Raw genomic sequence first — 23,730 nt, forward strand, 5'->3', positions numbered from 1 at the left:
GGTGGAGGGCATCCGGAAGGCGCAATGACCCTCTTTCAAACGTGGTGGGACGCGGTGGTCCGCGGTTTCACCGAAACGCACACCACTGCGGTGCCACTACCGGCCTTGCTGGGCATCCTTGCGTGTGCCGTTGTCCTCAGCATTCCGCGTGTGACCTGGCGCTGGTTCGGCCTGTACGTCACGTTCGTCCACGAGCTCGGCCACGCCTATGCGGCACTGATGACAGGACGTTTTGTGCACGGGCTCCGTATCGGGCTCGACCATTCGGGACGCCTTGTCAGCAGTGGCCGGAGTGCTTTTGGTGCGGCCTGGTCCGGGTTTTGGGGATACCCCGCACCAGCAGTGGTTGGCCTCGGGCTGATCGCCGCGTTTGCGGCAGGCCGTTCCGGCGCGGCGATGTCCGTCGGGGCCTTGATCCTGCTGGTGTCGCTCATTTTCCTTCGGAACCTCACCGGGATTCTCGTGGCCGTCGTGAGCGCTGCGGTAGCCCAGCTGCTGATCCTGTTCGCTGCCCCGGCAACAATGAACTATGTGGTCCTTGCCCTTGGCGTCGCCCTGTCAGTGGGCGGTGTCCGCGACCTCTTCAAACTGGCCAGTGTGCACACCAGCCGCCGGGACCGGATTGGGGCCTCCGACGCCTTCATCCTGGGCCGCACCACAGGCCTGCCGGCCTTCGTGTGGTTGACGGGGTTTACTGTGGTGATCCTCGGATGCGCAGCAGCATCTGCCTGGTTGCTGTGGGGGATGCTCGCCCTGTAGTTCGTAGTTCTTACCGCCACCAAGGACCCGACGGCGGTTGGCCGGTTTTGCTGGCTGCCAGCCCTTGCCCTGTGGTCACCTCAGGGTGTCCAATCCTGTTTAACGTTCGAACAGGATGTGTTCGGACTCCGTGCCGGGATCCAACACCAGGAGGTGCCCATGTCCGCGAAGGGCACGCGCGAAACGCCAAGGGGAGCCGGGCCCGGCATGACTGAAGCCCGACGGAGTGACAACGGCCCGGCCTTGGCACCAAGGGACCCCTCCCGAATCCGGAATGTTGCACTCGTGGGGCATTCTGGAGCCGGCAAGTCGATGCTCGTGGAAGCGCTGCTCGCTGCCACCGGAGCCATCACCAGGATGGGATCCATCAGCGAAGGCACCACTGTCAGCGATTCCGATCCTTCCGCAGTCCATCAGCAACGCTCGGTGACCATGTCTGTCGCGCCAATTCTGGTGGGTGATATCAAGGTCAACCTGATCGACACCCCGGGCTACACCGACTTCACCGGCGAATTGCGCGCTGGTCTAAGGGCCGCCGACGCGGCCCTTTTTGTTGTCTCGTCTGCCGACGGCATTGACGCTGCCACCATTGCGCTGTGGGGCGAGTGCGAGAAAGTCCGCATGCCCCGGGCGGTGGTGCTCAGCAAACTGGACCATCCGCGCGGCGACTTCAGTGCCGCCGTCGTGCGATGCCAGGAAGCTTTTGGTGAGTCGGTGCTCCCCTTGTACGTTCCGGCGGTGGGCAATACCGGCCTGGTCAGCATCCTCAATGGGCCGGCTGATGGGGATCCGTCATCGATGCCGGATGGTGAGGAGGCGCGGGGCAACTTGATCGAAGGGATCATTGCCGAGAGCGAAGACGAAACACTCATGGACCGGTACCTCGGTGGCGAGGAATTACCACTGGCAGACCTCATCAAGGACCTGGAAACCGCTGTGGCCAGGGGGAGCTTCTTTCCGGTCATTCCGACGTCGGCGGAAACCGGGGTGGGCCTTCCCGAGCTCATGGCCTTGTTGACCGATGCCTTGCCATCGCCAGTGGAACGCATCACCCCCGCGGTGATGAAACTGGACGGTTCGCCCATGAAACCGTTGGAATGTGATCCTGCGGGGCGTCTGGCCGCAGAAGTGGTGCGGACCACCGTGGATCCATTCCTTGGCCGCGTGTGCCTGGTCCGTGTCTTTTCCGGGACGTTGCGGGAGGATTCCGCCATCCATGTGGGCGGCAGGGGACTGGCGGACAGGGGCCATGAGGACCACGACGCCGATGAACGCGTCACCCACCTTTATTCGCCGGTGGGCTCCAGTTTGAAAGCCGTTCCACAGTGTATTGCCGGGGACATTTGCGCCATCAGCAAGCTCGCCAGCGCCGAGACCGGCGATACCGTGTCCGACAGGGAAGCGCCGCTGCTGATCGAAACGTGGAACATGCCCGAGCCACTGATGCCCATCGCCATCGAAGGTGCTTCACGGAGTGATGAAGACGCGCTGGCAAAAAGCATCGGGAAGGTCGCGGCCGCAGACCCGACGCTTAGATTGGAACGCAACCAGGACACCCACCAGCTCATCCTCTGGTGCATGGGAGAAGCCCACGCCGAGGTAGTCCTGGACAGGTTGCGCGGCCAGGGCGTCAAACTGCAGACCGTGGACGTTATTACTCCGCTCAGGGAGACTTTCGCCGGCAAAGCTGTGGGACACGGACGGCACGTCAAGCAATCCGGGGGCCATGGGCAGTTTGCCATCTGTGACATCGAGGTAGAGCCCCTCGCCAGAGGTGAAGGTTTCGCCTTCACTGACAGGATCGTGGGCGGGGCGATCCCTGCAACGTTCGTTACCAGCGTGGAAAAGGGCGTCCGTTCCCAAATGCTCAAGGGCGTATCCGCAGGATTCCCGGTGGTGGACATCAAAGTGACGTTGGTGGGCGGAAAAACCCATAGCGTGGACTCATCGGATGCGGCCTTCCAGGCAGCCGGGGCGCTGGCCCTTCGTGAAGCTGCGGCAGCCACCAAAATCCAGTTGTTGGAACCTGTCTCATCGGTGGTTATCAGTGTCCCTGACGAGTACGTAGGTGCCGTGATGAGTGATCTTTCGGGCCGGCGGGGCCGGGTTACCGGCACTACCGCGACCGACGCCGAGGGAACGGACATCACTGCCGAAGTGCCGGACCAGGAACTTGTGCGCTACGCCATTGAACTGCGTGCCCTCACCGCCGGAACCGGTCGTTTCCGCCGGTCCTACCTCCGCCACGAGCCCCTGCCAAAGTAGTGCCCAGGGGACAGGCTTAGGAGTTGGCCCGCAGGAACGCAGCCACCACGGGCGCCAGCGACGCCCCGGTCTCGGCCGCCCCGCGTTTGACACCCTTGACCGCGAACGAATGGTCACCGCCTTCGCTCCACTGGAGCGTCGCCGTCGGGCCTATCTTGCCCACCACGGCCTTCAACAGTTCCGGTGTTGCGAACGTATCCCGCGTGCCTTGGAGGAAGAGCATGGGCGTCGTAACTCCGTAGAGGTGTTCGTCGCGCAGTTTCTCCGGCTTGCCGGGCGCATGCAGGGGGTAGCCGAGGTACACCAATCCGCTGGCAGGCATGCCGTCGGCCACTGCCATGGACGCCATCCGACCGCCGAAGGACTTGCCCGCCGCCCAGAGGGGCTCACCATCGCTTAATTCAGCGGCCTTGTCCATGACGGCGCGCCACGTGGCGATGGCCAGGGGAGGGCGGTCGGGGAATCGCCGGCCTGCCTCGCGATAGGGAAAATTGAAGCGGAAGGTAGCCACTCCTTCGCCCGCCATCGCCGCGGCGAAACCCTGCAGGAACGGATGTTCCATTCCAGCTCCGGCGCCGTGCGCCACCACCAACGTGGCAAACGGGCTCTCCGGCCTGATATGGAGGGCGGAAATGTTGGATTCACCAACCGTGACGGTGACAGGTGTTTCAGTGTTGGGCATGTAACCATCATTGCCCATAGCACCGAAAACGCCGTGGGTGCTGACGCGCAAGCCCTTTACGGGGTAGCTTGTGCCCATGGCGAGCGAAGCAACCACTGTCACTGTTCCCGGTCCCGACGGCCCCCGGGAGGTCCGCATTTCCAGTCCAAGCCGGGTGATGTGGCCCGAGGCGGGACTGACAAAACTGGACCTCGCCAACTATCTCATCGACGTCGGAGACGCGTTTGTGGCCGCCAACGGAGGCCGGCCCGTCAGCCTTCAACGCTATTCAGGCAATATTGAGGGCGAGATGTTCTTCTCGAAAAATCCGCCCAAGGGCGCGCCGGAGTACGTCCGTTCCGTCCCGGTGACCTATCCCAGTGCCCGGTCCCATCCGCAGCTGGTCATCGACGAGCCTGCGGCTGCTGTGTGGGCAGCACAGATGAACACCGTGGTGTTTCACCCATGGGCCTCGCGTGCCGGCGATCCCGATAACCCCGATCAACTGAGGATCGACCTCGATCCCCAACCGGGCACCGATTTCGACGACGCCATCCCCGCTGCGCAGGAGCTCCGGTCAGTGCTGGAGGAAGCCGGGTTGACGGCGTTCATCAAGACATCGGGCAACAGGGGACTCCATGTCTACGCGCCCATCCACCCCAAGCATGAGTTCCTCGACGTACGCCATGCTGTGATTGCCGCAGGACGCGAGTTGGAGCGACGGCAGCCGGACAAGGTCACTACAGCCTGGTGGAAGGAGGAACGCGGGACCAGGATCTTCGTGGACTTCAACCAGGCAAACCGGGACCGAACCATCGCCGGGGCTTACAGCCCCCGCGCCGTACCCACGGCACAGGTGTCCTGCCCGCTGACGTGGGATGAGCTGGAAAGCTCAGATCCCGCGAAGTACACCATCACCACAGTCCCGGACCGTCTGGCGAAGACAGGCGACCCGTGGGCATCCATGCACGATCACCCCGGCGATATCGATGTGCTGCTCGAATGGTGGGAGCGGGACGTCAAGAACGGCCAGGGCGAGATGCCCTTCCCGCCTGAATTCCCCAAGATGCCGGGTGAACCCATGCGCGTGCAACCCAGCCGGGCCCGCAAGCCCGAGGAGTAAACCGGGAGTCTGCTTGCCGCGACGCCCAGGTCAGGGGGTAACGAGCCTCGCACTTGCGTGCGGGTTGCTTCTTTGTGGGTGCACCCGCACGCCGGACCCCTTGCCGACTCAGGCCACTACGCCGGCACTGCCTCCGGTGACGGCAACGGTGGCACCAACGACGACGGCCCCTCCTTTGGTGCCGGCGGTCACCCCAACACCAAGCGCGCTGCCCACGGAGACCACCTTAGTTTCGCCGGCCTTCCAGGAGCTCCGGGCCACCTTGGAGCTCTTCTCCCGGGAGAAACTGGAGGAAGGAGCCTCAGCGGTGCTCATCAAGGCAAAAGTTGGCCGGCAGGAGTGGACCAGCGCAGCGGGAGTAAGGAGCCGGGAAGCGCGCACTGCTGTGCAGCCCAGCGACACTTTCCCTGTGGGCGGGCAACTCCGGACCATGCTGGCAGTGTCCATCTTCAAGCTCGCCGATGAGGGACTGCTGACGCTGGACGACGCCGTCACCACGTACCTGCCGGGTTCCGTTGCTGCGGGTAGCCCCCTCACCACTCGCCAACTCCTGGGAATCACCGCAGCTCTCCCGGACGTATCGCCTGCCCAGGCCGATGCCTTGCTGGGACGGGTGGTGGAGCAACTCCGTGGTTCCCCGTTGGAGGCCGTCCTGCGGGCCGACATCCTGACGCCCCTGGACCTCGGGGCAACCCAGCTGTTGGCTCCGGGCTCCACCGTGCCGGATGACCTTGTCCACGGTTACATCCAGGAGGGCGGGGAAACCGTGGACGTGACGTTTCCCTCAGCGCCACCAGGGGTTGCACCAGGCGGCCTGGTGTCCAGCATCGGGGACATCAGCGCCTTCCAGGACGCCTTGCTCAGGGGGCGGTTGTTGGCGCCGGCAAGCCTCATCGCCATGAAGGGCACAGTGTTCGCCGAGTACGGCCTTGGCCTGGACCATTGGGACGACCGCTGTACGAACGGCTCCTACTACGGCCATGCCGGAGATGTTCCAGGCTACGGAAGCGTTGCCCTCAGCAGTGCCGACGGCAACCGACAGTTGGCCATTTTTGTGGCCTATCCTCCGCAGCCCCTTATGACGCAACCGTCCGCACTTTCCCTGGAGATGACGGGTGTTGCGCAAGTGGCCTTGAACTCAGGCTGCCGTTTCCAGTTCCGCTGAACGTGCCTTCCAGGCATCCGCGCGGCTATTCGAAGCGCGAAGTATCGCCCATTCCGCGACGCACAACCTCGGCCACTCCGCTGGAGAAGTCGATCACGGTAGTGGGCTCTGAACCAGTATCGCCGGCGTCGATGACGCCATCCACCTGGTTGTCCAGGAGCTCCTTGATTTCCCATCCCTGGGTCAAAGGTTCTTCTTCATCCGGCAGCAGCAGGGTGCTGGACAGCAAAGGCTCGCCGAGTTCGGCCAACAGCGCCTGGACTACCCTGTGATCGGGAATGCGCACCCCCACGGTCTTCTTCTTGGGGTGGAGCAGCCGCTTGGGGACTTCACGCGTGGCCGGGAGGATGAAGGTGTAGCTGCCGGGAGTGACGGCCTTGATGCTCCTGAAGATGTCGTTGTCCAGCATCACGAACTGGCCCATCTGGGCAAAGTCCTTGCATACCAGGGTGAAGTGGTGTTTGTCGTCCAACTGCCGGATGGTCCTGATCCGGTCCAGCGCTTCCCTGTTGCCGATCTGGGCCCCCAGCGCGTAGCAGGAGTCGGTGGGGTAGGCGATCAAGCCGCCGCCTTGGAGCATGCTCACCACTTGGCCGATGGCGCGTGGTTGTGGATCTTCCGGGTGCACGTCAAAGAATCTGGCCATGGGAAGAGCCTACGACAAAGCTAAGACAAGACGTCCTTGTTTGAGAATTTGGCGTAAGCCAGCGCGCCGCACACTGCCATGTACCCGGCCTGGAGAAGCGCGTTGTCGCCGAACGACGTCCAGGAGATGGGCTGCCGCAGCAGATCCGCGAAACCCAGCCAATGATGGCTGAAGAGCCAGGGGTGCAGCCATTCAAGTTGGGGGAGGTTGTCCAGTACTTGCGAGACCACCGACAGGACGATCGTGGCCGCCATGGCCCCCACCGGCACGTCCGTGAACGTCGAAATGAGCAGGCCGATCGCCGACAATCCCAGCAGCGACACAGTGATGTAGGCAGCGATCAACAGCGATCTCATGGCCGACTCGCCGACGCTGATGGTGTCACCGGACAGCAGGGTCACAGGCCCCACGGGAAAAAGTACGACGCCGGCCAGGGCGCCGGAGGCCGCGACAGTCGCCGTTGCGGCGAAACAGAAGGCAACGGCCCCGGCATACTTCACCAACAACAGCCGGATCCGTCCTGCGGGAGCCAGTAGAAGGTACCGCAACGTTCCAGTGTTGGCTTCTCCTGCAATGGTGTCTCCGGCCACCACGCCAACGGTCAGTGGCAGGAACAGTGGAACGCACACCACTAACGCAGTCACAGCCACGAAGAGTCCGTTCTGGGTGATGCGGTCCAGGAAAAGCGGTCCCCGCCCTGGCGTCGTGGGCCGGGACGACAACTTCACCGCCACGGCAATCAGCAGGGGAACTGCAGCCAAGGCGATCAGCATGGCCCACGTGCGGAGCCGGCGGAACAGCACGGACAGCTCAGAACCCAGCAGTGCCCATCCGGCTCCGGGCCGGCCGGCGGCCGAGGTAGCGGGCGCCGCAGGTTCAGCCGACAACGTCGAACCCCTCTCCGGTCAGTGACACAAAGCGATCTTCGAGGCTCGCGTTTTCCACGGCGAAACCGCGGACCCGGACACCCTCGGCAACCAGTGCGGTCACGATCGTTTCGGGTTCCAGTCCATTGAGCCCAGTGCCCAACAACGCTGTGGTTCCCCAGGGGCTGCCGGTACCAGGAGCCTGGCCGGGAACCAGTCCCAGGCGGGCCAGGACGCCGGCGGCACGTTCGACGTCGGGGGTGTGGACCACAACGTGGGCCTGGCCGGCGGAACGCAGCTCTTCCAGGGGACCTTGAGCAACCAGACGGCCGGCACTCATCACGGCCACGTGGGTGCACATCTGTTCCACCTCAGCCAGCAAGTGGCTGGAAACGAACACGGTGGTCCCGCCTGCGGCCAGGGCCCGAACCAGGCCACGCACCTCACGCGTGCCCTGCGGATCCAGTCCATTGGTTGGTTCGTCGAGGACCAGCAGTTTTCGTGGCCTCAGCATGGCGTTGGCCAGGCCAAGGCGCTGTTTCATACCCAGCGAATATGCCCGGACCTTCTTGCCTGCGGCGTGGCCAAGCCCCACCCGCTCCAAAGCGTCGTGGACACGTTGCCGTCTGGTGGACGAGGCAGCATGGCGGTCGGCGGTGTCCAGGCGCATCAGGTTGCCCGTACCGGAGAGAAACGGATAGAAGCCCGGCCCCTCCACCAAGGCCCCCACGTCCGGAAGGACGGACGCCAGAGACTGGGGCATCTCCTGGCCGAGCACCCGGATGTCCCCACTGCTTGCCGATGCCAAGCCCAGCAGCACCCGGATGGTGGTGGTTTTGCCTGAACCGTTGGGCCCAAGGAAGCCGAAGACAGAACCCCGGGGGACCGCGAGGTCTATTCCATCAACGGCGGGTCGGTGACCGAAGAGTTTGACCAGGCCACGCGTTTCTATGGCGAAGTCGGAGGGTAAGGATCCGCTCACTGGGCGGCAGCGGCTGACTGGAGCCGCTCCAGTGGCACCATGCCCGCGTAAACGCGGCCGTCGTCGAGAATCAAGACACTGACCAGCGACGTCGTTAACGCACGGCCACCGGCGACAGGTTGCAGTGCCTGGGACAGCTGGGGGTTGGACGTCAGCCCGGCCGGGGCAGAGCCTGCCGGCAAAACTACAACCGACTCCCAACCCTCACCAGTGACGGTGGGGCGTGGGCGGTTAGCCTCAGGCGCGACCTCCGGTGTGGGTGTGTCGGGAGCGGCCATGGTGGGTACCGGCTTGGCAGGGAGTGTCTTCTCCGTCACGGTGGCGCCCGGTGGCGGGGTGAACTCGAACAACGCAGAATCCGGAGTGGACAGGTTCAACTCAGTGAAGCCCAGTGAATACGCGGGGTCGGTCTGGCCCTTGGCCCGCACTTCGACACCCAGGGGCAGGCCGGTGTCAGCATCAACATCGATCGCCACCGACTCAACCAAGGTCGCAGTGTTGCGGGGATGCAGGCTGATCCGGTACGCACTTCGGCCGGCAACCGAGGAGGAGTCGCCAACGGACACCTCGGTGGTGTCGTCGATTGCCGCCAGGAAACGGCTGGCCATTGCCTCGGGCGTCGGCAAATCCCGTGAGGACATGTCCGGTGAAGGCCGTTCCGGTGTGGAGGTGGGCGGAAGCGACGGCCTGGGGCCCGCGAAGGACGGGACCTCGGCTGGAGATGGCTGCGGCGCAATTAACCGCGTGGCGCTGTTGTCGGCCGAGTTGTAGAACCAGGCGTCCCGCCCGTTGATCACCACGTCACGCTCCGCCATGCGGTCCATGATCTGCAACCGGGCCTTGGACGGACCGTCGAGGTAAACCCTTGCTGTGTGGGAGCCGGTCAACAACTCCATCGCCGAGGCAGCCCCGGGGGCAATGCCCGGGCCCGCAACGGGGATTTCCGGCAATCCCAAAGCAGCAGTTTGTTCTACGGTGCCGGACAACGCCCGGACCTCTGTGCGGGCAATCATCGCGAGGATTTCGTCAGCGGTCTTGGCCGGGAGGGAAACGGTGGCACCCGCTTGCACCGAGGCGAACATGGCAGCCATCGCTACAACAAGGGCGATCACGCCGACAGGCAGCCATCGCTGCTTGTACCGCGCCATTGTTACCAACCACCGATCGTGAAAGGCATGAACCCAGACTACTCCGGTTACCTGCGCGGATCACCTGTCCGGGCATCAGTCCCTTATGAGTTGGCGTGCCAGTTCCACCGCCCCGTGGACCGGGGCTTGGGAGAGGATCCGGATCGATGACGGATCTTCCAAGGAGACCTTCCGGGCAACCGAGCCAGCGAGCTGGCTGTGGTTCACCAGTAAGCTGCCGGCCATGACCAGTGGCAGCTCGAGGCCGAGCTCTCCCAGTACCTGCCTGGCCAAACTTGCCAAATGATGGGCGGCCTCCGCCTGAATCCGCATGGCTGCCGAGTCGCCTTCGGCGGCGAGTTCCAGGACCAGCGGGGCGAGAGTCGCCCAGTGATCCGGCTCCGGCTTGGCGTAGAAGGCATCCATGAGCTGCAAGGCGTCCACATTGGCCGTTGCGGCCATCAGCGAGCGGACCAGCGTCCCGGGTTCCAGGCCTGCATAGTACTCCCGGAGGGCTTCACGCACGGCGTCCCGCACCACGGAGTAGCCACCGCCCTCGTCGCCAAGCAAGTAGCCATAGCCACCGCTGCGGGCTTCCGCCCCGTCTGCGTTCCGGCCCCAAGCTACCGAACCGGTGCCGGCAACCAGCACAACTCCGGCATCCAGGCCTGCTGCGGCGAGGACGATGCGCGTGTCATGGACCACCTCAACGCGGGCGCCCGGAAAGTGCTCAGTCAGGAGCGCGGACAGCACAGCCCGGCTGGCTGGGGTGTCGGCGCCGGCCGCGCCGGCACATACGGCTTCGATTCCGCTGCCCACACTCGCGGCAATCCTTCGCAGAACTGCGTCGGCTCCTTGGTGGCCCACTGAGGAAAGATTGGCGCTCGCTTCGGTGATTTCGACGCCCCCTCCCTCCGCGTGGGTTCCATCCCAGCGAACGGCATGCGTCTTGGAGCCGCCGATGTGCAGGCCGAGAACCGCCGGCGTCATCGCCGGGCCGCCGTTTCATCTGCCCCGGTCAACGGGGCGACGGTGGTATTGGAGCTGGCCCCGGACCTCTTCCCGCCGTTTTCACGGAACTTATTTATATCCTCCAACTGATGTCCCTTCGTTTCCTGGCTTTGTCAGGTCAGCGTGGTCCACATGAGCCCAGTTCACATTGGCATAGACCAATTCCGTTGTCTACAAGTAGGATGTCCAATATGCCCACAGACGTCGCGCCGGCAACGCCGAAGTACTACTTCCTCAAGACTGAGGTTCTGGGGCTCATCGCGGGCCTCCAGCCAGGAACGCTGATCCCCACCGAACGTGCACTGGCCGGGAAGTACGCCACGTCCCGTACTACTGTCAGGCAGGCAATCAGCGAGCTGGTGGCTGAAGGAAAACTGGGACGCATCCAGGGGCATGGAACCTTTGTGGCCCCGCCCAAGGTGACGCATGTCAGGCAACTGACGTCCTTCTCCGATGACGCCCGCAACCAGGGGCTGCGGCCGGATTCCCGGCTGCTGGCCCTGGATGTGGTCGGCTCCGATGCCGGCGTCGCCGACCAGTTGGGACTTGCGCAGGGCGAACCTGTGACCCGGCTCGAGCGCATCCGGTTGATTGAAGGGGAGCCTCTGGCGCACGAGGTCGCCTGGCTTCCCGGCAGGCTGCCGCGCTTCAAGTCCAATCTGGCCAAAGCCGGTTCGCTGTACGCGGTACTGGCCGATGTCTACGGCCTCCGCGTCGCCGACGTTGAGGACACTGTGGAGACGGCCCTGGCTGGGCCGGAGGATGTCAGGCTGCTGGGGATCGAGATGGGCGCGCCATTGTTGGTGGTCCACCGGCTGGCCCGTGACGCCAACGGCGCCCCGCTGGAATGGACCCGCAGTGCGTTTCGCGGCGACAGGTTCCGGTTCGTATCCCGCGTGAAGTCGGGAGGTTGAGGTGGCCAACTCGTCCTCTGGAGAGTCAATCATCCGGCGTCTGGTCCGGCTGGTGGGAGCGTTCGACGACGCCCACCTCACCATGAGCGTCGCCACCCTGGCCAGGCGCTCCGGGCTTCCGGTGACAACCACCTACCGTCTGGTGGACGAACTCTTGAATGAAGGTTTGCTCGAGCGCGGAGCCAACGGCGAGGTGCGGATCGGCACCCGGCTGTGGGAGCTGGTGTCCAGGAGCTCACGCATGGTGGGCCTCCGCGAAGCGGCCTTGCCCTTCATGGAGGATGTGCAGTCAGTGGTCCAGCACTCCACTACTTTGGGAATCCTGGATTCGGACGAAGTCCTGTACATCGAACGGATCGGCTCCAGGGATTCCCTGGTGGACATCACCAAAGTTGCCGGCCGCCTTCCGGTTCATGGAACCTCGTCAGGGCTGGTGCTGCTGGCCTATTCGCCCCCTGCTTACCAGGACCTGTTCCTGGCCCGCACGCTGGAGAAGTTTACCGATGCAACCCTGACCCAGCCCACTGACCTCCGACGTCACCTGGCCAACATCCGGCAACAGGGGTTTACGTCCATGCCCGGAATCATCGTGCCGGAATCCAGCGGAATCGCAGTCCCTGTCTTTGGCCGTGCGAATACGGTGGTCGCCGCCCTGAGCGTCGTGGTCCCCAGAAATGAAGAAAACGTCGCGGCCCGGGTTCCGGTCCTGATGACTGCTGCGCGCGGCATTTCACGGGCGCTCGGCTGGCGGGGCGAGCTCAAGGGCGCTGTCCGGCAAAGCAACGGAAATATCTGATTCCCGTTCATCGGTAACCCTGTGGTTACACTCACAACCGCGCTGGCAGAGTAAAACCCAGCAGGGCATCACCGCCCAAATCTCCACCTCATCAGGGCCCCTGGGGCTCTGTTCCGTGCTGCCCTGCGTTGTACCTGGGTTTCAGCAGCCGCAACGCCGCGGCAGGAGGAGTTGGTCATGGAAACAGCAAAGCAGGCTGGGCAGGAGTCCGTCAGCGGGAGGGTGGCCGGCAAGGTCGCCGTGGTGACAGGAGGCAGGGGAGACCTTGGCGGTGCCACAGCCCGTCTGCTCGCCCAGCACGGAGCAAGTGTTGCCAGCCTGGACCGGGCGGGAACATCCACCACAGCAAGGCACCCGGGGATCACTGAATACGACGTCGATGTCACCAATGAAGCCAGTGTCGCGCAGGCCGTCCAGCAACTGACTGCTGAGCTCGGCGCACCGGACATCCTGGTCAACGCGGCAGGAATCATCGGCCCGGCAGGTGCCAGCCACACTGCCAGCGTGGACCAGTTCAACCTCGTCTTCGACGTCAATGTCAAAGGCGTGTGGCTCCTGACCAAACACGTTGTCCCGGCCATGATCGCCAAGCAGTCCGGCAGCATCATCAACTTTTCCTCCATCCACGGACTAACCGGCGGGCGCAACGTTCCCCTGTACCACGCCACCAAAGGAGCCGTCCGGCTCTTGAGCAAGTCAGACGCAGCGGCCTATGGCACCTACGGAGTCAGGGTGAACTCCATCCATCCCGGATCCATGAACACGCGGATGAGCAGGCACTCTGCAGAACAGTCGGACATCGGAGCAGAGGCCTACTACCAGCAACTGGTGGGCGGAAACCCGCTCCCGCGCCAAGGTGAACCGGACGAGATCGCCTACGGAGTGCTCTATCTGGCCTCCGATGAGTCCCGTTTCACCACCGGCTCCGAGTTGGTCATCGACGGCGGCTACACGGCCGTCTGACAGCCCCCAATCCATCGCCCCTTGAGAGGTACCACCATGAAATACCTGAACGGCACACCCTCCACTGCCTACGACGTCGTCGTCGTCGGCTCCGGTGCCGGCGCTTTGACTGCAGCCGCCACGGCCGCGCGTGCCGGCAAGTCCGTCGTCGTGCTTGAAAAGACCCACTTGCTGGGCGGAACAACCGCCGTCTCGGGAGGCATGCTGTGGGTTGCTGACAACCATCATGCCCGCGAAGCCGGGCTGAGCGACTCCAAGGAAGCGGCAGCCCGGTACGTCCGCGCCGTTGCCCGGGGACGGAGCCGCGAAGAACTTCTGGAAGCGGCCCTGACCTACGGCGACACGATGCTTCGCTTCACTGAAGACGAATGCGGAGTCCGGTTGATCTTCCTGGACAACTTCCCGGACTATCGGCAGGACCTGCCCGGTTCCGTGGAAGGCGGCAGGACAGTTGAACCCGAGCTGTTCAACATTCGTGAAGCGCTCGGCGGCCTCGCCGCCCATGTCCGGTCCGATGGCCGGGCCCCGTTCACCATGCAGGAGTACGAGACCTGGGGCGCATTCACCAAGTTCCCGTGGGCGCAACTGAAGCAGCGGCAGGAGCAGGGGCTGGTTGCCAAAGGCCAGGCTCTGGTCTCCATGCTGTTGGCCAGCCTGGTGCGGGATGACGCTGCGCTGGTGGTTGGCGCCCGCGGGCATCGACTGCTGAACGACGGCGGCAGGGTAGTGGGCGTGCAGCTCACGTCAGGCGAAACCTTCCATGCCAACGACGGCGTGGTCCTCGCCACGGGCGGCTTCGAATGGGACAGGGCGCTGGCTGACTCGCTGCTGGCCTCACGCCTGTACGTCATGTGCTCGCCGCCATCGAATACCGGCGATGGGCTCAAGATGGCCCAGCGGGTGGGGGCCCACACCCGGGGAACCCGGGAAGCCTGGTGGGCTCCCATGTCCATTACGGGAGACACCCGGGACGGTGAACCGGTTGGTACGCTTCTGCGTTTTGAGCGGCAAGGACCGGGATCGCTCATGGTCAACCGTCATGGCCGGCGTTTTGCCAACGAATCCCAGAACTACAACGACCTCGCCCGCTGCCTCCAATCGTGGGATTCACCCAACAACCAGACCCTGAACACCCCTGCCCATGTGGTGTTCGATCACAGCTACCTGGAGCGCTACGGTATCCTCGCCCACCGGGCGGGCCAACCGACGCCGGCTTACCTGACGGAAGCCCCCACGTTGGCCGAACTGGCCGCGAAGATCGGTGTCCCTGCCGATAACCTCGCGGCCACCGTTGAACGCTTCAACCACTATGCAGTCAAAGGCGAAGACCCGGATTTCGGCCGCGGCGAAAGCGCCTACGACAAGTACTGGGGTGACGACGACTGCCCTTGGCCCAACCCTTCCCTCGGTCCGCTGCAGTCCGGTCCGTTCTACGCGATGGAGGTGGTCAATGGCGCCTTCGGCAGCAACGGAGGCGTTGCCACGGACGCCTTGGCGCGGGTCCTGGACGTCGACGGAGAGCCCATCCCCGGCCTGTACGCCGCCGGAAACACAACGGAGAACGCCTACGCTGCGGGCTACCCTGGGGCCGGTGCCACCCTGGGGCCCATCATGACCATGGGCTACCTGGCAGGACGCACCATTGCAGGCGAGCCGGCGGAGTACACGCCCTCGGCATATAGGGGCGCAGCAGCAGGAGTTGAAGCATGATTCGCCACGTGGTGCTCTTCAAGTTCAAGGCCGGCTTTCCCGAGGCGGACAAGGCTGCCTGGCAGGAGGGCCTGGACAGGATGAAGGGCAATATTCCCGGCCTGCTGGAGCTCACGCACGGGCCGGATGTCCTCCACCAGGATCGGTCCTTCGACTACGCCATTGTGGCTGACTTCAGTACGGTCGAGGACCTCGAGGTCTACACCACGCACCCATTGCACGAGCCGCTGAAGAAGTACTCCTATCCCAACAGCGGGCGGATCATTGCCGTGGACTTCGCGCTCCAGCCTTGAGCCGTGCAGTCGCGCAGTGCTGTGCACGTCAGTGAAAGCACTGGAGCCCAGTCAGGCGATGGCAGCGCCTGACTTTCCTTCAAGGTCCGGCGAACGAACTCCGCACTGGGCTCCGCATAAGCGGCAACTGTCCGGCTGAACAGTGCCGAACCTTCGGCCCCGGGCCAGTCCTCCGGCAGGAATGCAGGAGGCAGCCCGGGGTCCAGATACGGGATGATCCGCCAGCGGTCGATGCACTGCACGTAGGTGGAAAAAGCTTCAGCAGAAGGCTCCACCGTCCGCACGGGAGACGCAGGAGCGCCATCAATGGTCGCGCCGGCCGAACCGTGCTCACGGATAAAGTCCCTGTGCAGCGCGGCCACTGCTTCCAGGTCCCACCACTTGGAGGCTGCGTCGCGAAGGCTGCCGCCAACCATGGGTGTTCCCGTGACGAAGATCGTCGCCATGTCCCGGAGCGACAAGTCCATCAGGATTTCCTCCACTTCGCCTCGCAGCGAATCAGGACAGATCCACAAACCCGCTGCCACGGTCCCGCAACCGATCCAGTGGAGCCGACGCCGCAGCTGGTGCCGCTTTTCGCGTTCCGTCTCAGGAATGGAGAAGGAGATCAGGCACCAGGGATCCTCCAGTGACATGCTCCGTGGGTTGTAGATCCGGCGGTCTCCGCGCGCCAACATGGTGGCGGCCCCGTCTGTAAGCGTGAAACCGGGGACCCCTGCGCGTGTCTCCTGAAGCACTACATCCTTTTTACGCAACCGGCCCAAGGCGGTCCGTGTTACTGTTCCTGTCGTGCCCAGGGCCTCCATGAGTGCCACGATGTCCTTGGCGGACATCCATCCGCCGGCGTCGCGCAGGTACAGGCCGATCACGGTACGCAGCAACGACGTTGTACTCCCTGGGCGGGAGTCCATGTCATCGAGGACAGCACTCATTTCCGGCTCACTGCGCTTGGGAGAGTGCGTCGCGGATGGCTGCCACTCCCAGTTCAACTTCGGCAAAGCTTGTGCTCAAGGGGGACAGGCCAATGCGCAGGCCGTGCGGGGGACGGAAATCGGGGATGACACCCTTTTCCCAAAGCCTCGCTGTAACATCTGCGAACAACGGGTGGTCCACGGTGATGTGGGAGCCGCGCTCGGCCACCTTCCGAGGGCTCACGATTTCCGCGCCGAGAGGCACCAGGAGCTCCTCTGAGAGTGCGATTGCGTACTCCGTGAGCTTGATGGACTTTTCCCGGACCGCGTCCATCCCTACGGAGGCAATCAGTTCCAGCATGTCTTTCATGGGCTGCATGGCCAGCACGGGAGGTGTTCCCGTGATGAACCTGCGTATCCCTTGCGCGGGACGGTAGGCGTCCGTCATGCCAAACGGGTTGTCGGCCCCCATCCAACCCCAGATGGGTTGCTGCAAACGGTCCTGCTGGGAAGCGTTGACGTAGGCGAAGGCGGGCGAACCGGGGCCACCATTGAGGTACTTGTAGGTGCAGCCGACTGCGATGTCCACGCCCCACTTGTCCAGCTCCATGGGCACGGAACCTACGGAGTGGCAAAGGTCCCAGAGCATCAGGGCACCTGCTTGATGAACCTTGGCAGTGATGCCCTCGGCGTCGGCCAGGAAGCCTGACCGGTACGCAACATGGCTGAGGACCACTACGGCGGTCCTTTCGCCCAGCAGTCCGTCCAGGTCCTCCGGGCGAACACCGCTGGCGGGGTTCGCAGCGATCCATTTGATAGTCGCCCCACGCTCGGCGGCGATGCCCTCGATGATGAACCGGTCGGTGGGGAAGTTGTCGCGGTCAATGATGATCTCATCCCGCCCCGGCTGGGCATCCACTGCCGCGCGGATCATCTTGTAGAGCATCACGGAGGTGGAGTCGCCCACGGTGGTCTGCCCAGCGGCAGCGCCCAGGGTCACCTCGCCGATGCGGTCTCCCACGACCGTCGGCTCATCCATCCATTGCTCGTCCCAACCCCGGATCAGGCGGCTGCCCCAAGCCTTGTGCACAAACGAATCGAGATTCCCTGCCGTGGCTTTCAGCGGGCGGCCCAGTGAGTTGCCATCCAGATATGAGGTGAGTTGGGCGGCGTCGGGCGCGTAGAAGGCCTCGCGCTGGGCGGCGAGGGGATCAGCGGCATCCAGTTCGGCCGACGTTGGCCGTTGGGTTTGCTGTGCTGTGGACATGGTTCCTCCTGCGGAAGTGTTGGGCGGCAATTCTCGATGTTTGCCTGGGTGCTTAGTTGCCGATTTCGGTGCGTACTGCGTAGAGCTCGGGGAAGAAGGTCAGGTCCAAGGCGCGCTTCAGGAAGTCCACGCCCGAGGATCCTCCGGTGCCGACTTTGAAACCGATGGTTCGTTGAACCGTCCGCAAATGGCGGAAGCGCCATGCCTGGAAGTTGTCCTCAATGTCCACCAGGTCCTCGCACGCTTCGTAAAGGCCCCATGGGGTGTCATCGGATTCGTAGATCTTCTGGAAGATGGGGACCAGGTCCTTCCGGAAGGTCCACGGCTCGCTGGTGTCCCGCTCAAGGATGTCGGCGGGAATGTCATAGCCGGCGCGGGACAGCACTGCCAGGAAGGCGTCATACAGCGTGGGCTCCTCCAAGAGCTTGCTGAGCAAAGCGTGGGCCTCGGGTTCGCTTTCGAAAACGCGCAGCATCCCGCGGTTCTTGTTGCCCAGCAGGAACTCGACACCGCGGTACTGATAGGACTGGAAGCCGGACGAGCTGCCCAGGAACCCGCGGAACTGGGCGTATTCACGCGGCGTCAACGTTCCCAGGACCGACCATTGTTCCGTCATGGTGCGCTGGATGGCCTTGACGCGGGCGATGCACTTCAGTGCCTTGCCCAAATTGTCCGCGTCAAACAGCCTGCGGGCTTCCAAAAGTTCGTGAAGGACCAGCTTGAGCCAGAGCTCGCTGGTCTGGTGCTGGATGATGAACAGCAGTTCATCATGGTGTTCCGGCTCGCTCAGGGGATGCTGGGAGCTGAGCAGGTGATCGAGGTCCAGATATCCGCCGTAGGACATCGCATGACGGAAATCGGTGCGGACGGTGTCCTCGATGTCCCGGACGCTGTGGGCGGAATGGACTGTGGGCTTTTCCATGGTTTGAGATTATCACTTCCATGACGCACGTCAAGCTATTGATTTTCGGTTCGCAGGGGGCCACCGTCACGTAGGCTGAAGCACGACCATTGGGGAAGGGGAGTGCGGATGGAAAGTGTGGAAAAGGCTGCCGCGCCCGTGTCGATCTACCTCGACGTCGATGGCGTGGTGAACCCCTTCAGTCCGGTGGGAACCAATGATTGGGGTGGCGAATGGACCACCGCCGACGCCGGGATCCTGGAGGTTGCCTTCGCGCCGGAACTCGTGGCGGGACTTAATGACCTTGCCCGCCATCCAGCCGCGCGTTTCGTGTGGCTGACCACGTGGGAGCGCCTTGCACCCGAGTTCCTCTGCCCGGCTATCGGCCTCCAGGGGGAGGACTGGCCGGTACTGTCCAGCCAGGGCTGGGACCAAGGCCCGGAGTGGTGGAAACTTGTCGCCCTCCAAAAGGATCTGGCGGCTACGGGGAGCCGGCGGATCGTGTGGCTGGACGACCAGCTCAGCCGGGAATCCGACGCCCGCTCCTGGGCTGAATACCAACAGGACCGTGTGCTTTGCATCTCACCCGATCCCCGCAAGGGACTGTCCCCGAGCCACCTTGCAGCAGTAAGGGAGTATCTGGGCTGAGGGGAAGGCCGTGTACGTTTGTCCGCTCACTGGATGCCACGTAAGATTCTTAAGGTTTCAAGCCCGCCAGAGTGAATTCCGCAAGCCCGGTCAGTTGAACACTTGCTGAACTATGCTGTGGATGGCAGGTACGGGGAAGTGAAACTGCTGAACGTCGACGACTCTGCAGATTGGGCAACAGGTGGATATCACCTTCATGGTCGCGCTGGTAATAGCGTTGGCCCTTTTCTTTGACTTCACCAACGGGTTTCACGACACAGCGAATGCGATGGCCACGCCTATCGCCACGGGGGCGATCAAGCCCAAGACGGCCGTTGCCTTGGCCGCTGTGCTCAACCTCGTCGGCGCGTTCCTCTCCACGGAAGTGGCCAAGACCATTTCAGGTGGACTGATCCGGGAAGGCTCGGATGGTATCCACATCACTCCGGACATCATCTTTGCCGGACTCATGGGCGCAGTTCTCTGGAACATGGTCACGTGGCTCAAAGGCCTGCCATCGAGCTCCTCCCATGCCTTGTTCGGCGGCCTTATTGGCGCGGCAGTGGTGGGCATCGGGCTCCATTCCATCAACTTCGAGACCGTGCTGCAGAAGGTGATCCTGCCCGCGATCTTCGCGCCGCTGATCGCCGGCCTGGTGGCTTACATCTGCACCCGCCTCGCCTACGCACTGACCTCGCGCCACGATCCCGAAACCGGCGACAAGCTCACGCAGAAACGCGGCGGCTTCCGCACCGGACAGATCTTCACGTCCAGCCTGGTGGCTCTGGCGCACGGCACCAACGACGCCCAGAAGACCATGGGCATCATCACCTTGGTTCTTATCGCCGGTGGAACCCAGGCTCCGGGCAGCGGTCCGCAGTTCTGGGTAATCGCGGCCTGTGCCTTCGCCATCGCCATCGGAACCTACGCGGGCGGCTGGCGGATCATCCGCACCATGGGTTCCGGCCTGACCGAGGTCAAGCCCGCCCAGGGTTTCTCTGCCGAAACCAGCACGGCTTCGGCCATCCTCGCTTCGTCCCACCTCGGCTTCGCCCTGTCCACCACACAAGTCGCTTCGGGATCGGTCATCGGCTCGGGCCTGGGCCGTAAGGGCACCTCGGTTCGTTGGGGCACCGCAGGCAAGATCGCGTTGGGCTGGCTCTTTACCCTCCCGGCCTCGGCCATTGTCGGTGCACTGACGGCGCTCTTGGTGAGCATCGGCGTCGTGGGCGTCATTATCGCGGCAGTTGTTGGAACAGCAGCGGTGCTCTTCATGTTTGTTGTCTCGCGCAAATCGCATGTGGGCCACCACAACGCCGTCGAGGTTGAAGAAGCCGGCCATGCCGTCCGGTTCCGCAAGAAGAAGAAGACCCGTAAGACCACCCAGAATGAGGATGTGCGGCGATGAAATGGTTGGAATTGCTGCAGGTAGGAGGAGTCACCCTCGTGGCGGCCGTGACTTTGGTGGTCCTTTACTCCCTGGGGGTCCGCCTCACGGCCATCGCCGGTGACGCCCAGCAGAAGTCGCCTGTCCTGGTCCGGTCCCTGGCCTACGTTTGCTTCGGCGTGTGCGCCGCGGCCGTCCTGTTCGGGATCTACCTGATTGTTCCCTACTTCGGAAAGTAGCAGCCTCTCTGGCAGTCGGGGGCTTTCGGGAGAATAATCAGCAGTGTAGTTATGCACATAACTGCGTGGTTGTGATCCGGCAGATGCGGGGCTGTCATGAATTGCCCATCCCGAAGCCATCTCATCCGACTGGCTCTGGTTCCGGCCTTGATGCTGGGGCTCTCCGCCTGCCTTCCGCCCGCAGCTGAGGGCGGCGGATCATCGCCTCCGGTTTCCATCCCCTCCACAGCCGCCACCACTGGGCAACCAGTACCAAGCACGATCGCTCCTACAGCCACCCAACCGGTTGGTCCGGCAGGCCCCGGGGCGCCACAGGCGGATGCTCCAGTGGTTCGCTGGGTCCCCATCGGACCGATTGGCCCGAACGATCCCACCTCCGGCCAGCGATATCTTTTGCTCCAGCAGTTCCAATGCGATGCCTTGGTGCAGAGCGTGGAGGGTGCCGACGACGCGGCAGTCTGGCTGGCCGGCGCCGCCGTGTGCAAGGCACTTCAGAGCGGGAGTCAGCAGGATTGGCAGCGGGCTTCCATTGCAGTTGCTGCCACGCCGCGGATACCGCAAACCCAGTGCCTTGAATTCCGGGTCGCCGCCACTTCGGCGTCGCTGCTCGCCCAACACCGCAGCAATCCCGACGCTGTCTTCATCGTGGAGCCGGGACAAGGCGAAGCATGCCCGAGGCAGTTGGTTGGATTGACCGTGGTTGACGAAGAGCTCAGGCCGATCCCAGGGCTGGCACGCGCCTCCGGGCCCAGCAGTGGTGGCACGATTGTTCGCTTGGACGGCTACTACGTCCGGGTGGGCGATGTCCTGTTCGACGGCGTTCCCGTGGACGCTGAGTTTGTTGGCGCCAGGGACGACTACCAGCCCGTCTATCTCCGGATGCCCTCGTCAGCCGGCCGGGACTCGATCCGGATCTCCATCACTGACACCGTGGATATTGCCGGAACGGTGACCTTCTTCTACGACGACCCCGGTACCGCCACCGGCTCCGTGCCACCCCCGGAGACCCCAAGCCCGGGCACAGGTTTGCCCGGCCACAGTCCCTCCGCCACTCCACCCCCAACTGCGCCGCCGTCAGGCGCTGCCTCCCCAACGGCTGCCCCGTGAGCGATACACCCGATACCGAAGAAGGAGTCAACAACACACGCTGGCAGCGGACCCTCGAAGTCCTCTCGGTCATCGGCCCGCCGTTGACCATCGTCACGGCGCTGCTGGTCTATTTCGGTTGGGCCCGCACTGACGCGCAGGCCAAAGCCATGGGCCTCGATGTCAGCCTGTTCGGTTACACAGTCCAGGACTTTGTCCTGAGGAGTATCCAGTCGCTGTTCCAGCCGTTGGCATGGCTCGTGGTCATCGGTTTGCTGTGGTTCATGCTGGACCGCGCAGTATCGCGGCTTCTTGAAGCCGGGCGGCACAGAAAAGCCGTCCATCTGACCGCCACCCTTGTGATGTTGCTCGGCTTTGCCTATGCCGCGGCCATGTGGCTGGCCGTTTCCGCACGTCCCGGCCAGATCGTGCTGTACGCGCCCTTCCTGATCGCCGGGGGATTGGTGGTGGGGGCCTGGGGCCTGAGTGTGCGACGCCGGGCCGTTGAGCGCGGCCATCCTGCGCAGAGGACCACCCCAAGGGCCCTCGAGAGGTCCCTGGTGTTCGTGCTGGTCACGCTGCTGCTGTTTTGGGGTACGTCGGATTACGCGCAGGCACTGGGGCGCGGTGCTGCCCTCGACTACCAGGAACGTTCCAGCCTTTTGCCCACGGCGGTGGTCTACAGCAAGGAACGTCTTGCGGTCGGTGCCCCGAACGTCCGCGAGGAGTCTGCGGGCTCGGATACGGCGCCCCTGTATAGGTACACCGGGCTGCGGTTGCTGGTGGTCAGCGGCGGACGGATTTTCCTGCTCAACGAAGGCTGGTCCCTCGAGCGGGGCCGGGTGGTGGTGCTGCAGGACGACGGCAGTGTCCGCGTGGAGTATGGGAACCCCGCGTCGGACTGACTAGTCTGGGCCCATGTCGACGTTTCAGTACTACGTAGCTTGCACCATCGACGGCTTCATAGCCTCCCCGGACGACGACCTCGGCTGGCTCCTGCAGTTCGACCGGGTTGAGGGTGTGAACCAAGGCATTGAGTCCTTCATGGCGGGCGTCGGGTGCATCGTCATGGGTGGGGACACCTACCGCTGGCTGATGGAACACGAGCCCGGCCAATGGCCCTATCCGGACACTCCCTGCTGGGTGTTCACCCACCATGAGTACTCGGCTCCAGCCGGAGCGGACATCACCTTCGTCCGCGGAGACGTCCGCGAGTTCGCCCCGGACCTGCTAAAAGACGCTGGAGACAAGAACGTCTGGTTGGTGGGCGGAGGCGACCTCGTGGCCCAGTTCGCCAATGCCGGGCTGCTGGACGAGATGATCGTCACGATCGTTCCCGTGGTGCTGGGCGCGGGGAAGCGGCTGTTGCCGCTGAAAGGCCCGACGGCGCCACTTGAGCTGGTCTCGCACAAGATCATCGGCGGGGCCGCGGCCGAGCTTCACTACAGGCTGCCCAAGGGCTCGGATTAGGTGGTCAGTGCCGGTTGTCCCGGATCATATTGGTGATCCGGGCGGTCGAAAGCCGCCGGCCCTTGTCATCGGTCATCACGATCTCATGGGTAGCAAGGGTGCCTCCCAGGTGAATCGCCGTGCACGTGCCCGTCACCAGGCCGCTGGCAACTGAACGGTGGTGTGTTGCGCCCACTTCGATGCCTACCGCATGGCGGCCCCGGCCGGCATGGAGGGACGCCGCGAACGATCCCAAGGTCTCGGCGAGGACAACGTGGGCCCCGCCGTGAAGGATGCCCGCTACCTGCGTGTTTCCTTCCACCGGCATGGTGGCGACCATTCGTTCAGCACTCATTTCCGTGAACCGGATCCCGAGCTTCACCACCAGTGCACCCACACCGTGTGCCGAGAGCCAATCGTGGAATTCTTCGGGCACCCCTGCCTCGGCGAGCTCATCGGCAAAGGGGTTCGGCGTGAAATTGTCCATCATGCCAACTAGGCTGGCACCTGTGAGTGAAACAACCAAACCGGACCAGGTTCCAACGGCCCAAGCTGCTGCCATTGCGACAGCCCCCACCCCCT

The 23,730-nt window shown here is 63.8% G+C and carries 26 protein-coding genes; 15 read left to right on the top strand and 11 right to left on the bottom strand.

Translation table 11 applies throughout. From position 1 onward, the window contains the following. Positions 1-24: 24 nt before the first annotated feature. Positions 25-759 carry a M50 family metallopeptidase gene (locus ABQM86_RS10425; protein WP_207597388.1) on the top strand — a complete coding sequence of 245 codons (735 nt, stop codon included), beginning with the start codon at positions 25-27 and terminating at the stop codon, positions 757-759. 159 nt (positions 760-918) lie between these two features. Continuing rightward, the gene (locus ABQM86_RS10430; RefSeq protein ID WP_207597389.1) at positions 919-3,024 is read left to right on the top strand and encodes an elongation factor G-like protein EF-G2; all 2,106 of its coding nucleotides are present in this window, start codon (positions 919-921) and stop codon (positions 3,022-3,024) included. 16 nt (positions 3,025-3,040) lie between these two features. Here the strand turns inward: ABQM86_RS10430 and ABQM86_RS10435 are convergent, their stop codons facing one another. Beyond that, positions 3,041-3,706, bottom strand: a complete 666-nt coding sequence (locus ABQM86_RS10435) for an alpha/beta family hydrolase (RefSeq protein WP_369746568.1) — start codon at positions 3,704-3,706, stop codon at positions 3,041-3,043. 76 nt (positions 3,707-3,782) lie between these two features. On the opposite strand from ABQM86_RS10435, the gene ligD reads away from it, so the two are divergent. Beyond that, positions 3,783-4,808: a non-homologous end-joining DNA ligase gene (gene ligD / locus ABQM86_RS10440; RefSeq protein WP_207597391.1), complete on the top strand. Its 1,026-nt coding sequence runs from the start codon at positions 3,783-3,785 to the stop codon at positions 4,806-4,808. A 108-nt stretch (positions 4,809-4,916) separates the two neighbouring features. Here ligD and ABQM86_RS10445 read toward each other — a convergent pair whose 3' ends face one another. Then, on the bottom strand, positions 4,917-5,123 hold the full coding sequence (locus tag ABQM86_RS10445) for a hypothetical protein (RefSeq protein WP_369746569.1): 207 nt from the start codon (positions 5,121-5,123) through the stop codon (positions 4,917-4,919). Here ABQM86_RS10445 and ABQM86_RS10450 point away from each other — a divergent pair. Further along, a complete protein-coding gene (locus ABQM86_RS10450) occupies positions 5,116-5,973 on the top strand; it encodes a serine hydrolase domain-containing protein (protein ID WP_369746570.1) in 858 nt (285 codons plus the stop codon). The two genes, ABQM86_RS10445 and ABQM86_RS10450, sit on opposite strands and share 8 nt — an antisense overlap. Before the next feature lie 25 nt (positions 5,974-5,998). Here the strand turns inward: ABQM86_RS10450 and ABQM86_RS10455 are convergent, their stop codons facing one another. From ABQM86_RS10455 to ABQM86_RS10475, 5 genes are all read right to left on the bottom strand, one after another. Then, a complete protein-coding gene (locus ABQM86_RS10455) occupies positions 5,999-6,619 on the bottom strand; it encodes an L-threonylcarbamoyladenylate synthase (protein WP_207597393.1) in 621 nt (206 codons plus the stop codon). Between the two features lie 20 nt (positions 6,620-6,639). Beyond that, positions 6,640-7,506, bottom strand: a complete 867-nt coding sequence (locus tag ABQM86_RS10460; RefSeq protein ID WP_369746571.1) for an ABC transporter permease — start codon at positions 7,504-7,506, stop codon at positions 6,640-6,642. After that, positions 7,496-8,467 carry an ABC transporter ATP-binding protein gene (locus ABQM86_RS10465; RefSeq protein ID WP_207597395.1) on the bottom strand — a complete coding sequence of 324 codons (972 nt, stop codon included), beginning with the start codon at positions 8,465-8,467 and terminating at the stop codon, positions 7,496-7,498. The genes ABQM86_RS10460 and ABQM86_RS10465 overlap by 11 nt, the downstream gene beginning before the upstream one ends. Further along, positions 8,464-9,615, bottom strand: coding sequence for an outer membrane lipoprotein carrier protein LolA (locus tag ABQM86_RS10470; protein WP_369746572.1), 1,152 nt, complete (start codon positions 9,613-9,615; stop codon positions 8,464-8,466). Before ABQM86_RS10470 ends, ABQM86_RS10465 begins: the two co-directional genes overlap by 4 nt. A 75-nt stretch (positions 9,616-9,690) precedes the next feature. Beyond that, the gene (locus ABQM86_RS10475) at positions 9,691-10,584 is read right to left on the bottom strand and encodes an N-acetylglucosamine kinase (protein WP_207597397.1); all 894 of its coding nucleotides are present in this window, start codon (positions 10,582-10,584) and stop codon (positions 9,691-9,693) included. 212 nt (positions 10,585-10,796) lie between these two features. Here ABQM86_RS10475 and ABQM86_RS10480 point away from each other — a divergent pair, with 212 nt between their 5' ends. The 5 genes from ABQM86_RS10480 (at position 10,797) to ABQM86_RS10500 (ending at position 15,281) form a co-directional block, all read left to right on the top strand. Continuing rightward, on the top strand, positions 10,797-11,519 hold the full coding sequence (locus ABQM86_RS10480; protein ID WP_369746573.1) for a GntR family transcriptional regulator: 723 nt from the start codon (positions 10,797-10,799) through the stop codon (positions 11,517-11,519). 1 nt (position 11,520) lies between these two features. Continuing rightward, on the top strand, positions 11,521-12,315 hold the full coding sequence (locus ABQM86_RS10485) for an IclR family transcriptional regulator (RefSeq protein ID WP_369746574.1): 795 nt from the start codon (positions 11,521-11,523) through the stop codon (positions 12,313-12,315). A 177-nt stretch (positions 12,316-12,492) separates the two neighbouring features. Then, a complete protein-coding gene (locus ABQM86_RS10490) occupies positions 12,493-13,278 on the top strand; it encodes an SDR family NAD(P)-dependent oxidoreductase (protein WP_280627905.1) in 786 nt (261 codons plus the stop codon). Between the two features lie 36 nt (positions 13,279-13,314). Next, positions 13,315-14,988 carry an FAD-dependent oxidoreductase gene (locus ABQM86_RS10495; RefSeq protein ID WP_280627906.1) on the top strand — a complete coding sequence of 558 codons (1,674 nt, stop codon included), beginning with the start codon at positions 13,315-13,317 and terminating at the stop codon, positions 14,986-14,988. Further along, positions 14,985-15,281 carry a Dabb family protein gene (locus tag ABQM86_RS10500; RefSeq protein ID WP_369746575.1) on the top strand — a complete coding sequence of 99 codons (297 nt, stop codon included), beginning with the start codon at positions 14,985-14,987 and terminating at the stop codon, positions 15,279-15,281. Before ABQM86_RS10495 ends, ABQM86_RS10500 begins: the two co-directional genes overlap by 4 nt. Here the strand turns inward: ABQM86_RS10500 and ABQM86_RS10505 are convergent. From ABQM86_RS10505 to kynA, 3 genes are read right to left on the bottom strand one after another with little or no spacing between them, the layout of a single operon-like run. Beyond that, entirely contained in the window at positions 15,230-16,213 is a 984-nt protein-coding gene (locus ABQM86_RS10505) for a PaaX family transcriptional regulator C-terminal domain-containing protein (protein WP_369746576.1), read from the bottom strand. The genes ABQM86_RS10500 and ABQM86_RS10505 overlap by 52 nt on opposite strands. 7 nt (positions 16,214-16,220) lie before the next feature. Then, positions 16,221-17,459: a kynureninase gene (locus ABQM86_RS10510; protein ID WP_369746577.1), complete on the bottom strand. Its 1,239-nt coding sequence runs from the start codon at positions 17,457-17,459 to the stop codon at positions 16,221-16,223. 52 nt (positions 17,460-17,511) lie between these two features. Next, positions 17,512-18,381, bottom strand: coding sequence for a tryptophan 2,3-dioxygenase (gene kynA / locus ABQM86_RS10515; protein ID WP_207593486.1), 870 nt, complete (start codon positions 18,379-18,381; stop codon positions 17,512-17,514). Between the two features lie 108 nt (positions 18,382-18,489). Here kynA and ABQM86_RS10520 point away from each other — a divergent pair, with 108 nt between their 5' ends. The 6 genes from ABQM86_RS10520 (at position 18,490) to ABQM86_RS10545 (ending at position 23,169) form a co-directional block, all read left to right on the top strand. Further along, a complete protein-coding gene (locus tag ABQM86_RS10520) occupies positions 18,490-19,008 on the top strand; it encodes an HAD domain-containing protein (RefSeq protein ID WP_369746578.1) in 519 nt (172 codons plus the stop codon). A 181-nt stretch (positions 19,009-19,189) separates the two neighbouring features. Beyond that, entirely contained in the window at positions 19,190-20,395 is a 1,206-nt protein-coding gene (locus tag ABQM86_RS10525) for an inorganic phosphate transporter (RefSeq protein ID WP_207593488.1), read from the top strand. Beyond that, positions 20,392-20,613 (top strand): hypothetical protein, encoded by a 222-nt coding sequence (locus ABQM86_RS10530; RefSeq protein ID WP_089595031.1) that lies wholly within the window; start codon positions 20,392-20,394, stop codon positions 20,611-20,613. The genes ABQM86_RS10525 and ABQM86_RS10530 overlap by 4 nt, the downstream gene beginning before the upstream one ends. A 327-nt stretch (positions 20,614-20,940) precedes the next feature. Beyond that, positions 20,941-21,720, top strand: coding sequence for a hypothetical protein (locus ABQM86_RS10535; RefSeq protein ID WP_369746579.1), 780 nt, complete (start codon positions 20,941-20,943; stop codon positions 21,718-21,720). Beyond that, positions 21,717-22,604: a hypothetical protein gene (locus ABQM86_RS10540; protein ID WP_242703301.1), complete on the top strand. Its 888-nt coding sequence runs from the start codon at positions 21,717-21,719 to the stop codon at positions 22,602-22,604. The genes ABQM86_RS10535 and ABQM86_RS10540 overlap by 4 nt, the downstream gene beginning before the upstream one ends. Positions 22,605-22,617: 13 nt before the next feature. Further along, entirely contained in the window at positions 22,618-23,169 is a 552-nt protein-coding gene (locus tag ABQM86_RS10545) for a dihydrofolate reductase family protein (RefSeq protein ID WP_207593490.1), read from the top strand. A 4-nt stretch (positions 23,170-23,173) separates the two neighbouring features. Here ABQM86_RS10545 and ABQM86_RS10550 read toward each other — a convergent pair whose 3' ends face one another. Next, positions 23,174-23,638, bottom strand: a complete 465-nt coding sequence (locus ABQM86_RS10550; protein ID WP_280627914.1) for a hotdog fold thioesterase — start codon at positions 23,636-23,638, stop codon at positions 23,174-23,176. Positions 23,639-23,730: the final 92 nt, after the last annotated feature.

It is taken from the genome of Paenarthrobacter sp. AMU7, from assembly GCF_041200195.1.
In the GTDB taxonomy this organism is placed as follows: domain Bacteria; phylum Actinomycetota; class Actinomycetes; order Actinomycetales; family Micrococcaceae; genus Arthrobacter.

Coding starts and splice junctions, on each gene's coding strand:
- ABQM86_RS10425 (WP_207597388.1), top strand. CDS start 25: ATGACCCTCTTTCAAACGTGGTGGGACGCGGTGGTCCGCGGTTTCACC.
- ABQM86_RS10430 (WP_207597389.1), top strand. CDS start 919: ATGTCCGCGAAGGGCACGCGCGAAACGCCAAGGGGAGCCGGGCCCGGC.
- ABQM86_RS10435 (WP_369746568.1), bottom strand. CDS start 3,706: ATGCCCAACACTGAAACACCTGTCACCGTCACGGTTGGTGAATCCAAC.
- ligD (WP_207597391.1), top strand. CDS start 3,783: ATGGCGAGCGAAGCAACCACTGTCACTGTTCCCGGTCCCGACGGCCCC.
- ABQM86_RS10445 (WP_369746569.1), bottom strand. CDS start 5,123: ATGAGCACCGCTGAGGCTCCTTCCTCCAGTTTCTCCCGGGAGAAGAGC.
- ABQM86_RS10455 (WP_207597393.1), bottom strand. CDS start 6,619: ATGGCCAGATTCTTTGACGTGCACCCGGAAGATCCACAACCACGCGCC.
- ABQM86_RS10470 (WP_369746572.1), bottom strand. CDS start 9,615: ATGGCGCGGTACAAGCAGCGATGGCTGCCTGTCGGCGTGATCGCCCTT.
- ABQM86_RS10475 (WP_207597397.1), bottom strand. CDS start 10,584: ATGACGCCGGCGGTTCTCGGCCTGCACATCGGCGGCTCCAAGACGCAT.
- ABQM86_RS10480 (WP_369746573.1), top strand. CDS start 10,797: ATGCCCACAGACGTCGCGCCGGCAACGCCGAAGTACTACTTCCTCAAG.
- ABQM86_RS10490 (WP_280627905.1), top strand. CDS start 12,493: ATGGAAACAGCAAAGCAGGCTGGGCAGGAGTCCGTCAGCGGGAGGGTG.
- ABQM86_RS10495 (WP_280627906.1), top strand. CDS start 13,315: ATGAAATACCTGAACGGCACACCCTCCACTGCCTACGACGTCGTCGTC.
- ABQM86_RS10500 (WP_369746575.1), top strand. CDS start 14,985: ATGATTCGCCACGTGGTGCTCTTCAAGTTCAAGGCCGGCTTTCCCGAG.
- ABQM86_RS10505 (WP_369746576.1), bottom strand. CDS start 16,213: ATGAGTGCTGTCCTCGATGACATGGACTCCCGCCCAGGGAGTACAACG.
- ABQM86_RS10510 (WP_369746577.1), bottom strand. CDS start 17,459: ATGTCCACAGCACAGCAAACCCAACGGCCAACGTCGGCCGAACTGGAT.
- kynA (WP_207593486.1), bottom strand. CDS start 18,381: ATGGAAAAGCCCACAGTCCATTCCGCCCACAGCGTCCGGGACATCGAG.
- ABQM86_RS10520 (WP_369746578.1), top strand. CDS start 18,490: ATGGAAAGTGTGGAAAAGGCTGCCGCGCCCGTGTCGATCTACCTCGAC.
- ABQM86_RS10530 (WP_089595031.1), top strand. CDS start 20,392: ATGAAATGGTTGGAATTGCTGCAGGTAGGAGGAGTCACCCTCGTGGCG.
- ABQM86_RS10545 (WP_207593490.1), top strand. CDS start 22,618: ATGTCGACGTTTCAGTACTACGTAGCTTGCACCATCGACGGCTTCATA.
- ABQM86_RS10550 (WP_280627914.1), bottom strand. CDS start 23,638: ATGATGGACAATTTCACGCCGAACCCCTTTGCCGATGAGCTCGCCGAG.